The organism is Actinobacillus arthritidis (assembly GCF_029774155.1).
Taxonomy (GTDB): Bacteria; Pseudomonadota; Gammaproteobacteria; order Enterobacterales; family Pasteurellaceae; genus Actinobacillus; species Actinobacillus arthritidis.
Genome location: NZ_CP103833.1, coordinates 1,938,893 through 1,951,410, shown reverse-complemented (window position 1 = coordinate 1,951,410; position 12,518 = coordinate 1,938,893). Strand labels below are relative to the sequence as shown.

9 protein-coding genes and 2 pseudogenes are annotated in these 12,518 nt (G+C 40.9%); 10 read left to right on the top strand and 1 reads right to left on the bottom strand.

All coding sequences use genetic code 11. The annotated features are described in order from the left end of the window. Window positions 1-11: 11 nt before the first annotated feature. From rlmH to mutS, 9 genes and pseudogenes are all read left to right on the top strand, one after another. Entirely contained in the window at window positions 12-479 is a 468-nt protein-coding gene (gene rlmH / locus NYR89_RS09300) for a 23S rRNA (pseudouridine(1915)-N(3))-methyltransferase RlmH (RefSeq protein ID WP_279445587.1), read from the top strand. Between the two features lie 81 nt (window positions 480-560). Beyond that, the gene (gene mrdA, locus NYR89_RS09295) at window positions 561-2,534 is read left to right on the top strand and encodes a penicillin-binding protein 2 (RefSeq protein WP_279445586.1); all 1,974 of its coding nucleotides are present in this window, start codon (window positions 561-563) and stop codon (window positions 2,532-2,534) included. Beyond that, entirely contained in the window at window positions 2,527-3,651 is a 1,125-nt protein-coding gene (gene rodA, locus NYR89_RS09290; RefSeq protein WP_279445585.1) for a rod shape-determining protein RodA, read from the top strand. The genes mrdA and rodA overlap by 8 nt, the downstream gene beginning before the upstream one ends. A 175-nt stretch (window positions 3,652-3,826) precedes the next feature. After that, entirely contained in the window at window positions 3,827-4,384 is a 558-nt protein-coding gene (locus NYR89_RS09285) for a septal ring lytic transglycosylase RlpA family protein (RefSeq protein WP_279445584.1), read from the top strand. A 93-nt stretch (window positions 4,385-4,477) separates the two neighbouring features. Beyond that, window positions 4,478-5,656, top strand: coding sequence for a serine hydrolase (locus tag NYR89_RS09280; protein WP_279445582.1), 1,179 nt, complete (start codon window positions 4,478-4,480; stop codon window positions 5,654-5,656). A 133-nt stretch (window positions 5,657-5,789) separates the two neighbouring features. After that, window positions 5,790-6,089, top strand: a complete 300-nt coding sequence (gene ybeD / locus NYR89_RS09275) for a DUF493 family protein YbeD (RefSeq protein WP_279445581.1) — start codon at window positions 5,790-5,792, stop codon at window positions 6,087-6,089. 20 nt (window positions 6,090-6,109) lie between these two features. After that, window positions 6,110-6,768: pseudogene (gene lipB, locus NYR89_RS09270) on the top strand (lipoyl(octanoyl) transferase LipB). Window positions 6,769-6,879: 111 nt separating this feature from the next. Beyond that, a complete protein-coding gene (lipA, locus tag NYR89_RS09265) occupies window positions 6,880-7,872 on the top strand; it encodes a lipoyl synthase (protein WP_279445580.1) in 993 nt (330 codons plus the stop codon). 409 nt (window positions 7,873-8,281) lie between these two features. Beyond that, a pseudogene (gene mutS, locus NYR89_RS09260) lies at window positions 8,282-10,878 on the top strand (DNA mismatch repair protein MutS). Between the two features lie 91 nt (window positions 10,879-10,969). On the opposite strand, the gene NYR89_RS09255 reads toward mutS, so the two are convergent. Beyond that, window positions 10,970-11,428 (bottom strand): PTS sugar transporter subunit IIA, encoded by a 459-nt coding sequence (locus NYR89_RS09255; protein ID WP_279445579.1) that lies wholly within the window; start codon window positions 11,426-11,428, stop codon window positions 10,970-10,972. Window positions 11,429-11,734: 306 nt separating this feature from the next. Here NYR89_RS09255 and ulaR point away from each other — a divergent pair, with 306 nt between their 5' ends. After that, entirely contained in the window at window positions 11,735-12,481 is a 747-nt protein-coding gene (ulaR, locus tag NYR89_RS09250) for an HTH-type transcriptional regulator UlaR (RefSeq protein WP_279445578.1), read from the top strand. Window positions 12,482-12,518 lie beyond the last annotated feature (37 nt).

Genomic DNA, 12,518 nt, shown 5'->3' with positions numbered 1-12,518 from the left:
GTGGTGGCACAATGAAAATACAACTGATTGCGGTCGGACAAAAAATGCCGGATTGGGTGAAGGTTGGTTTCGAAGAATACCAACGCCGTTTCCCAAAAGATATGCCGTTTGAACTGATTGAGATTCCTGCCGGTAAACGTGGCAAAAATGCGGATATTAAACGCATTTTAGAGCAAGAAGGTAAAGCGATGTTAGCGTACGCCGGTAAAGGCAAAGTTGTGACCTTGGATATTCCGGGCAAACCTTGGACAACCGAACAATTGGCAAGCCAATTGGAAGCATGGAAAAATGACGGACGAGATGTGTGCTTGTTAATTGGTGGACCGGAAGGGCTTTCACCGGAATGTAAAGCGGCAGCGGAACAAAGTTGGTCGCTTTCGCCACTAACTTTACCGCACCCAATGGTGCGAGTGATTGTGGCGGAAAGTTTATATCGTGCGTGGTCACTGACAACAAATCACCCTTATCATCGAGAATAGCTTGATATCGAATGGACATGGTAAAAATGCTAAAATTTTGACCGTTTGTTCCGTTCGCTCGAGAACAAAATGAGATAAACAATGTTTGGTAAACTCGGAAAATTAACCAATCCAAAACCCCGTGAAAAAGTGCGAGATGGGCAAGCAGAGAGTAATCTGTTTGCCCGTCGTGCGTTGGTTGCATTTGTTGGGGTATTGGTGTTGACTGGTGTGTTATTAACCAATTTGTATCATTTACAGATTGTCAATTATGACGATTACCAAACGCGTTCTAACGGCAACCGTATCAAATTACTTCCGGTTCCGCCTACTCGTGGTTTGATTTACGACCGTAACGGTAAAGTATTAGCCGAAAATATTACCTATTTCGGGTTGTATATCATTCCTGAAAAAACGGAAAACTTAGAAGAAACGTTAGTTGAATTGCGTGATGTGGTTGGGCTAACCGATGAAGATGTGGAGGCTTTCCGCAAAGAGAAAAAACGTACCTCTCGTTATACGCCAATTTTGTTGAAGGGTAATTTGAACGAAGAACAAATGGCACGTTTTGCGGTAAACCAATATCGTTTCCCAAGCCTAGACGTACAGGCATACTACAAACGTAATTATCCTTATGGTGAATCGTTGACGCATATTCTCGGTTATGTGGCTAAAATTAACGAAAAAGATAAGAAAAAGCTCGAAGAAGAGGGTAAATTTGGTAATTATGCTGGTTCGCACGATATGGGCAAATTGGGCATCGAAAAATATTACGAAGACCAATTACACGGACAAACCGGCTTTGAAGAGGTAGAAATCAATAACCGAGGTAAAGTGATTCGTAAATTGCGAGATCAACCGGGTGTTGCGGGCGACAGTATTCGCTTAACCATTGATGTTGAGCTACAGCAATATATTCAGAATTTGTTGGGTAATCAAAAAGGTTCTGTTGTAGTGCTTGACCCTCGTGACAGCAGTGTTTTGGCGATGGTGACTAACCCGAGTTATGATAATAATTTATTTGTCGGCGGTGTATCGGGTGCGGATTATAAACGCTTATTGGAAGATCCGGCTCGTCCGTTATATAGCCGTGCCACGCAAGGGACTTATCCGCCGGCTTCCACGGTAAAACCGTTTTATGCAGTAATGGGACTAGCAGAAGGCAAAATTACGCCGTTTAGCACCATTTATGATCCCGGTTTTTGGATTTTACCGGGAACGACACAACGTTATCGTGACTGGAAACGTGGTGGACACGGTTCAACTAATGTTAATAAAGCGATTGCTGAGTCTTCGGATACGTTTTTCTATCAGCTCGCTTACGATACCGGTATTGATAAGATGTCTGAGTGGATGCGTAAATTCGGTTTCGGACAAAAAACCGGTATTGATATTTTTGAAGAATCTGCTGGTGTATATCCTAATAAAGAATGGAAGCAAAAACGTTATAAAAAATCTTGGGTACAAGGCGATACAATTCCAGTCGGGATCGGTCAAGGCTATTGGATTGCAACACCGTTACAGGTAGCAAAAGCACAAGCGGTACTGATTAATAATGGTCGTGTGAATACCCCTCATCTTATGATGGAGGTGATTGGTAGTCATAAAACGGAGCCTTATAAAGATCCGTTACTTTACGAAGATATTCAAGGCGTACCGGAACGTTTTTGGGAAGTAGCAAAATTAGGCATGTACAATGTGGTAAATGCCGGTTACGGTACGGGTAAAAAGGCAGGCGGTTCATTTTATCGGGCGGCAGGTAAGAGCGGTACAGCACAGGTTTTTAACTTAAACGGCGGTAAATATAACAAAAATGCCCTGAAAAAAGAGTTACACGACCATGCTTGGTTTATCAGTTATGCACCTTATGATGAGCCAAAAGTGTCAGTAGCGATTATTTTAGAAAATGCCGGTGGCGGCGGAACAAATGCCGCACCTGTTGCACGTCGAGTCATGGATTTTGCATTGAGTAAAACGTTAAAAGAGCCGACTGCCACATTACCGGATCAACAATTACAAAATCCTGAGCAAAATCAACCGCTTGAAAGCGAAGAAGGACAAATAAACAATGAGTAGTGGTGTTAAAAAGTTTTTTTGGAAGATTTTTTCGCTCGATGTGTGGTTGCTACTTGGTTTATTGGCAATTACAGGTTATGGGTTGTTAGTGCTATATAGTGCGAGCGGTGCGAGTGAAAAGATGTTTACCAATCGTATTGTGCAAGTGACACTCGGATTGGGATTAATGTTTTGTATGGCGATGGTTCCGCCGCGTTTTTATGAGCGTATTTCTCCCTACCTCTATCTGGTCTGCATTGTTATGTTGGTACTGGTAGATTTGATAGGCGAAACCAGTAAAGGAGCGCAACGATGGCTGAATTTAGGCTTTGTTCGCTTTCAACCGTCTGAAATTGCTAAGTTATCCGTGCCACTAATGGTAGCGACTTATTTAGGTTCACGAGCTTTACCGCCAAGTTTAAAGGATACTTTTATTGCATTAGGTATTATTATTTTTCCAACCTTATTGGTTGCGGCACAGCCGGATTTAGGTACGTCAATATTAGTTTGTGCGACTGGAATTTTTGTACTGTTTCTAGCCGGGTTAAGCTGGAAATTAATTAGTGCCGGTGTAGTATTCTTAGCCGGTTTTATTCCGATTATGTGGTTTTTCTTGATGCACGATTATCAAAAAACCCGTGTAATGACCTTAATCGATCCGGAAAAAGACCCATTGGGTGCTGGTTATCATATTATTCAGTCTAAAATAGCGATTGGTTCCGGCGGTTTTAATGGTAAAGGTTGGATGGAAGGCACACAATCACAGTTAGAATTTTTACCAGAACCGCATACTGATTTTATCTTTGCCGTATTGAGTGAAGAACATGGTATGATCGGCGTATTAATTTTATTAGCCATTTATTTATTTATTATTGCCAGAGGTCTTGTGATCGGTGGCAAATCGGATTCAGCGTTTGGTCGCTTAATTTCAGGCGGTACTTCATTATTATTCTTTGTTTATGTTTTTGTAAACATTGGTATGGTAAGTGGTATTTTGCCAGTAGTTGGTGTACCCTTACCGCTGTTTAGCTATGGGGGGACTTCTTATGTTACCCTAATGGCGGCTTTTGGATTAATGATGTCGGCTTATGTGCATCGTAAGCGAGCAAATGACAATAATCCATATAGCAAACTTTAAGTCGAACTCTAAGACTGAAATGAGAGAGTTTGAACTTTTGCTTTTTTGCGGTATCAAAAAGCACATACAAGAGCAGTTATCTATCAAAAGAAAGATAAACAGCCACCACAAGATAATCCTGTTTTGTGGGCAAAACACATCGTTACACAGTACGATATCTAAATGAGGAAAACTTATGCGATTAAGTAAAATGGTAACCCTGTTGTTAGCTGGATTCTTAACATTCGGATCATTGAATTCTGTTGCGGCAACCAAACACGCAAAAACGTCAGTCATAAAGAAGCACATTGTTTCTAAAACTGCAAAAAAAGCGGTAAAACAAACCGCGTTGAAAGCGAAAAAAACAGCCAAAACTGTCAAAAAGTCGCTGAAAGAACAACATAAACACACTGCTCGTAACCACTATCAGTCTGGTGTTGCAAGTTACTATGCAGATAAATTTAACGGACGCCGTACCGCAAACGGCGAAAAATTTAGCAATGCGGCAATGACAGCGGCACATAAAACATTACCTTTTGGTACTTTAGTCGAAGTGACCAATACGCGTAATGGTCGTTCAGTCGTTGTTCGTGTAAATGATCGTGGCCCTTATGCCCATGCTCGAGTGGTAGATTTATCAAAAGCCGCCGCTCGCCAATTAGGTATGCATCATCATGGTACGGCTCACGTGAAATTAGCGGTGCTAAATAAAAATAAAAAAGCTACTTCGGTAGAGCGCGAAGAAGATATTTAATCTATTACATTTCGCATCAGGGTTTGCCGATTCTCGGCAAGCCCTTGTTTGCTTTATATCACCTGTTATTTCCCCAATGAATTGGATGCTTTTATGAAAAGAACGTTATTAAAATCTGTAAGCCTTTGTGCTTTAGCTGTTTCTCCTTTTGCGATTGCTGATGCAAATGTCGATTTCGGGATTTCTGCACCGCAATTAAATGCACAGACCTATATTTTAATGGATTACAATTCAGGTAATGTGTTGGCGAGTTTAAATCCGGATCAACGCCAATATCCTGCATCATTAACTAAAATGATGACAAGTTATGTGGTCGGTGATGCAATTAAACAAGGCAAAGTGAAAAACAGTGATATGGTGACTGTAACGGAAAATTCTTGGGCACAAAAATTTCCGGGTTCGTCATTAATGTTCTTAGATTTAAATACGCAAGTATCGGTTGCAGATTTAATGCGAGGCTTAATTATTGTTTCCGGTAACGATCTTGCGGTGGCATTAGCGGAACATACTTCAGGTTCTCAGCAAGCATTTATCGACCAAATGAATAAATTCGGTCAACAATTCGGTTTGAAAAATACACATTTTACAACTGTACACGGTTTAGATGACCCTAATCAATATTCTTCGGCTCGTGATATGGCAATTATTGGATCTCATGTGATTCGTGATCAGCCGGAAGAATACAAAATTTACGCAGAAAAAGAGTTCAAATATAATATTAAAAAACCACAGCCGAACCGTAACGGTTTATTATGGGATAAAACCATGAATGTGGATGGAATGAAAACCGGTCACACCAACCAAGCTGGTTATAATTTAGTCGCATCAGCGACTAACAATAATACGCGTTTAATTTCGGTTGTCATGGGTGTACCGACTTATAAAGGCCGTGAAGTAGAAAGCAAAAAGTTACTCCAATGGGGCTTTGCAAACTTTGAAACGGTAAAATCATTACCAGCAGGTCAAGCCGTTTCCGAACAAAGTGTTTATTATGGTGAAGCGGATAAAGTTCAACTCGGTTCAGTTCAAGATAGTTTTGTGACTGTACCGAAGGGCAAAGCCTCTGAGCTTAAAGCACGTTACGAACTTGAACGCAAAAATCTTGAAGCACCTTTAGTGAAAGGTCAGGTCATCGGTAAAGTGATTTATCAATTAGACGGTAAAGATGTTGCAAGCGACGATCTACAAGTTTTACAAGATGTGCCTGAAGCCGGTATTTTCGGTAAGGCGTGGGACTGGGCAGTCTTAACCGTTAAAAGTTTATTCGACTAATTTTGACTAGCTTGTAATCCTCAAAATTGACCCCATATTCAGTCGACAAATTAACAAGCGGTGTGATTTGGCAAGAAATCTGCAAAATCATACCGCTTGGTCTTAATAGCAAAAGAGAGAAAAGGATATAGATATGACACAATCAAGAACAGTAAACCTACAAGATTTACCCCAAGCAAAATTAAAAGATTTATTAGAATTTCCATGTTCATTTACTTTCAAAGTAGTTGGTACACATCGTGAAGATTTAGTGGATGATGTCGTAGCGGTTACGCAAATTCATGCCAAAGGCGATTACAATCCACGCCAACAACGTAGCTCAAAAGGGACGTATAATTCAGTTTCTATTGATATTATTGCCGAACATATCGATCAAGTTGAAACGCTCTATGTTGAATTGGCTAAAATTTCCGGCGTAAGAATGGTTTTATAATTCTTAACGGAGATAACCTGATGAATCAACTTATTGTTCGCCAACTTGGTGTACAACCGTATGAAGAAATCTGGCATAAAATGCAAGATTTTACCGATACTCGTGATGAAAATACTGCAGATGAAATTTGGCTGGTACAACATCCCTCAGTATTTACTCAAGGTTCTGCTGGTAAACCGGAACATTTACTTAATCCGACCAATATTCCTGTGGTGCAAACCGACCGCGGCATGGACAAATTACTTATCACGGTGAGGGGCGACAGATAATGTATGTGCTGATCGATGTCAAGCGTTTAAAAGCACAGGGCAAAGAGGTATCGGTACGAGATCTTGTTACTGCTTTAGAACAATGCGTGGTTAAAACATTAGCGGATTATGGGATTGAAGGTTATCCAAAACCGGATGCACCGGGCGTGTATATTGACGGTAAGAAAATCTGTTCGTTAGGACTACGTATTCGCCAAGGTCGCTCATTTCACGGCTTAGCATTTAATGTGAATATGGATTTAACACCGTTTAGAAATATTAATCCGTGCGGCTATGCCGGATTGGAAATGGCACAATTGAAAGATTATATTGTGGAAGCAGAAGCGCAATGTGATTTAGTTGCCCCTAAATTAGTAGCTCACTTTTGCAACATTTTAGGGTATAATGATCAACAAATTGTTAACAAATAATGTTCGTAAGGCATTTGCCCGTTAATAAAAAGATTATCAGAATTGTAAGATCTGTGTAGGGGCGGGGTTTATCTCCGCCCTTTAAAATTGCATAGAAAAGGATAGAACTTAATGACAACTGCTACAGGCACTAAGCCTACAAAAATGGAAGCATTTAAAATGGAGCGTGGCGTTAAATATCGCGACGCAACCAAAACTTCTGTAATCCAAGTGCGTAATATTGACCCTGACCAAGAGTTATTACCAAAACCAAGTTGGATGAAAATTAAATTACCGGCGGCTTCGGCAAAAATTGATAGTATCAAGCACGGTATGCGCCGCCACGGCTTACATTCTGTGTGTGAAGAAGCGTCTTGCCCGAACTTGCACGAGTGTTTTAACCACGGTACGGCAACCTTTATGATTATGGGGGCAATTTGTACTCGTCGTTGTCCATTCTGTGACGTTGCACACGGTAAACCGTTGCCGTTAGATCCGGAAGAACCACGTAAAGTGGCGGAAACCGTACAAGATATGAAGCTAAAATATGTGGTAATCACTTCGGTTGACCGTGATGATTTAGCTGATCGTGGTGCGGCACACTTTGCCGCAACCGTGCGTGAAATTAAAGCGTTAAATCCGGAATGTAAAGTAGAGATTTTAGTGCCTGACTTCCGTGGCCGTGTAGAACAAGCGGTCGAAATTTTAAAACAAAATCCGCCGGATGTGTTTAACCATAACCTCGAGAACGTGCCGCGTTTATACCGTGAAGTACGACCGGGGGCAGATTATAAATGGTCGCTTGAGTTACTTAAAATTTTCAAACAAGAGTTCCCGGATATTCCGACAAAATCAGGATTAATGGTAGGTCTTGGCGAAACTAACGAAGAAATTTTAGAAGTGATGCAAGATTTACGTGATCATGGCGTAACGATGTTGACTATCGGTCAGTATTTACAACCGAGTCGCCATCACTTAAAAGTAGAACGCTATGTACCGCCGGAAGAGTTTGATATGTTCCGTAGTGAAGCGGAGAAAATGGGCTTTGAACATCTTGCTTGCGGTCCGTTCGTCCGTTCTTCCTATCACGCCGACTTACAAGCAAAAGGCGAATTAGTAAAATAATTTGCATAAATAAAAGCCATCTGCACCTTAATACGTTGGGTGAAACAACCAACGTATTAAGGTGCAGATTTTTTCTGAAAAATATCCCCCACCTTTTAAGCAATCAGTGATAGAATTTTATCTTCAATAGAACATAAATCGTTCACCGCCTCGTCTGTATTGTCACTTTACCGACAGGATGCTTGCCTGCTTGTTTACGCAATGTAATTGCCGTAAAATCAATAAGTTAGCAGTGCAAGATAAACCATAATGCTATTCTTTTTCTGAATTTAAATTGTCACACAACCTACAAATGAACCTACATTTAAGCATAGGTTTTCTAAGACTTTATCAGACTTTTGAAAGGCCTTATAAAATAAGACACTTTAATAAAGTTATTTAATATCAATAAATTAACCAATATAACAAGATGAATTTAAACGAAAAAATACAGCAACATACCCCAATGATGGCACAATATCTGCAACTAAAAGCACAAAATCCCGATATTTTACTGTTTTATCGGATGGGCGATTTTTACGAGTTGTTTTATGACGACGCTAAAAAAGCGGCGTTGTTAGATATTTCTTTGACCAAGCGAGGCGCATCGGCAGGCGAGCCGATTCCGATGGCGGGCGTACCGTATCATGCGGTAGAAGGCTATTTAGCTAAATTGGTCGCATTGGGCGAATCGGTGGCGATTTGTGAGCAGATTGGTGATCCGGCAACCAGTAAAGGCCCGGTTGAACGTAAAGTTGTGCGTATTGTTACCCCCGGTACTGTGAGCGATGAGGCATTATTACCGGAACGTCAGGACAATTTAGTCGCGCGATTTATGAAGAAAAGGGCGTGTTTGCGATTGCAACTTTGGATATGACTTCCGGACGTTTTTTAATTACCGAATTACCCAATAAAGAAGTGCTCGCCGCCGAATTACAACGCTTACAGCCAGCGGAGATTCTCTATGCGGAAGATTTTTCTGTCGCCGAAATTTTAAATAATTATAAAGGTTTACGTCGCCGTCCGGTGTGGGAATTTGAGTTAGTCACGGCGATTAATTTATTAAATCGCCAATTCGGTACGCAAAGTTTAGCCGGTTTTGGGGTGGAAAAAGCCGTGGTGGCATTATGTGCGGCAGGTTGTGTTTTGCATTATGCACAAGAAACGCAACGTACCGCCTTACCGCATATCAACAGTATTCATTTGGCGCAAAATAGTGACACTATTTTGCTGGATGCGGCAACTCGTCGTAACTTAGAACTGACCCAAAATTTAGCTGGCGGAACGGAAAATACGTTAGCGGCAGTTTTAGATAAATGTGTTACGCCAATGGGTAGCCGTTTGCTGAAACGCTGGATTCATCAACCGATTCGTGACTTAGAAAAACTAAAAAAGCGTCAAGATATAATTGACACTTTACAACAAGAACAACGTATCGAACTGTCGCAACCGTTATTACAAAATGTCGGTGATATGGAGCGAATCCTTGCGCGTGTGGCATTACGCTCAGCTCGCCCTCGTGATTTAACCCGTTTGCGTACCGCCTTGGTACAATTGCCTGATATTGCAAAAAATGCGAAAAATTTGACCGCTTCGCTTGATGCACTTGTGGCACAAATAGGCGATTTCAGCGAATTACACGCACTGCTTGAACGTGCGATTATTGAAACCCCTCCACAATTAATTCGTGACGGTGGTGTCATTGCCGCAGGTTACAATGCGGAGTTGGATGAATGGCGAGAGCTTTCTGCCGGTGCAACCCAATATTTGGAAAATCTCGAAATTCGAGAAAGAGAAGCAACCGGTATTGATACACTTAAAATCGGCTTTAATGCGGTACACGGCTACTATATTCAAATTAGCCAAGGACAAGCGCATAAAGCCCCGATGCATTATGTTCGCCGTCAAACTTTGAAAAATGCCGAACGCTATATTATTCCCGAGCTGAAAACCTATGAAGATAAGGTGCTGAAAGCAAAAGGGGCATCATTGGCGTTAGAAAAGCAACTTTATGATGAGCTGTTCGATTTACTTATGCCGCGTTTGGGCGAATTGCGACTGGCGGCGATGGCATTATCCGAATTAGACGTACTGACCAATCTTGCCGAGCGAGCGGAAAGTTTGAACTATGTGCGTCCGACGTTCAGCTTACAACGAGGCGTGAATATCAAAGGCGGTCGCCATCCGGTGGTGGAGCAAGTGTTGAAAGATCCGTTTATTGCTAACCCTGTATTCTTAAATGCACAACGTCATTTATTGGTGGTTACCGGCCCGAATATGGGCGGTAAAAGTACCTATATGCGTCAAATTGCATTGATTAGTCTAATGGCGTATATCGGCAGTTTTGTGCCGGCGGATAGTGCGGAAATCGGTGCGTTAGACCGTATTTTTACCCGTATCGGCGCAAGTGATGATTTAGCCTCCGGCCGTTCGACTTTTATGGTGGAAATGACCGAAATGGCGAATATTCTGCATCAGGCAACCGAAAACAGCTTAGTGTTGATCGATGAAATCGGGCGTGGTACTTCCACTTATGACGGTTTATCGCTGGCGTGGGCGTGTGCCGAATGGTTAGCCAAGAAAACCCAATCACTCACCTTATTTGCTACTCATTATTTTGAGTTGACCAGTTTGCCGAGTCAGTTGAAAGGTGTAGCAAACGTACATTTAGATGCCCGAGAACATCAGGATTCCATCGTGTTTATGCACAGTGTACAAGAAGGCGCGGCAAGTAAAAGCTATGGTTTAGCGGTAGCGGCGCTTGCCGGTGTGCCGAAACAGGTTATTCAACTGGCGAAACAGCGTTTAGTGCATTTGGAAGAGATCTCATTACAAACCAAAGAAGCGCACGATAATCCGCAAGGCGATCTCTTATTTAGTGCGGATTTGCAAGAAACACCGCAAATTCAACCGCTTGTTGTACAACAAAGTAAACTAGAAAAAGCATTAATGAGCATTGACCCTGATGAACTCACCCCTCGCCAAGCGTTGGATGAGCTGTATCGCTTAAAAAAATTAATGGCTTAAGAAGAGCAAAAGGCTAGTGAGTTTTCACTAGCCTTATTTTTTGATAACTAATTATATTAATTTCCGATCCAAAGATAAAATAGAGAGTACGTTATGCTAAATCAATCACAGCATAAACATCTTCTTTGGTACAGCAACGCAAAATTTTCTCAAGATTCACGCCTGTATCACTGTCAGGATCATCTAATACTTGCGTAATTTCCATTAGCCCTTCCATATGTTTATCCGAATCACTTCCTGCCAAAGTAATAAAAACAGATACAGGCTCATCTTCCCCATCAAAAGTGACCGGCTCTTTTAACGTCACCAAGGCAAATGACGTTTTAATCACGCCTTCTTCCGGACGAGCGTGAGGCATTGCCAATCCCGGAGCAAGCAAAATATAAGGTCCCATTTTCTCAATATTTTCAATAATACTCGTATAATAACGAGGTTCGATAGCTCCCGATTTTTCCAATAAATCCGTGCCTAACTTAATCGCCGCTCTCCAATCTGACGCACTTTGATTGAGTAGGATAGAATCATTCTCAATAAGAGACTCTTTTAACATAACTTTGCTTCCTCTAAATTAAGTAAGATTTTACTCATAATATTCACGTCATTGCTACTCACACAATGTTATTTTCTCTTACAAATAATACATATCCCATTGAATTATATAGGAATAATATCATTATCACTTACATAATACTCTTTAGGATAAATGAGATAAATAAACTTTTTTAAGAAATTAGAGATAGATCACATTTCTCATCAACACACCACATCAAAAAAGGTTATGATTACTCTTGATTAGATATTATCTTATATCACTTTCCAAAACAGCGAATGAGATAGTAAAAATAGGAACATAATAATGAACGAAAATTTTAGACATAAAAAATTATTGTCCTTACTGGAAGCAAAGCAGATGCTTTCTACATTGGAAATTATGAATCTTTTAAATATCTCGCCGGCAACCGCCAGACGAGATATTAATAAACTGAGCGAACAGAATAAATTACGGAAAGTGCGTAACGGTGCAGAGGCAATCAACAAACATGCGTCATTAACACAAGAAAAAACCATTAATAATCTAGAAGAAAAACGCCGTATTGCCGAAGCGGCAAGTAAATTATGCAAAGAGGGAGACAGTGTCATTTTAACCTGCGGCTCCACGATGCAATTATTGGGGCAAGCACTATGCGGTCAAAAATTACAAATTATTACCAATTTTCTACCGCTTGCCAATGAGCTGATTGAGCAACAACACGATGATGTGGTGATTATGGGGGGACAATATAATAAAAATAAGCAAGTCACGCTTTCACTGAATCAACAGAATGAATTTATGTATGCGGCAAATATTATGTTTACCAGCGGTAAAGGTTTTACCCAAGAAGGGCTGTTTAAGACCGATATGATTATTGCCAATTCAGAAGCACAAATGTCATCAAAAGCCAGTAAATATGTGGTGTTATTAGATAGCACTAAATTGGGCAAAGAAATCGGTATGTTATTTAGAGCGATTGATGATGTGGATATACTTATCACTGGCAAAGAAGCTGACCCTAAAATGCTTAAACGTATTCGGGATAAAGGAGTGGAAATCATTCTTGCTTAAATAACAAAGCCACCCAAAGGGTGGCTTTATCGTACTA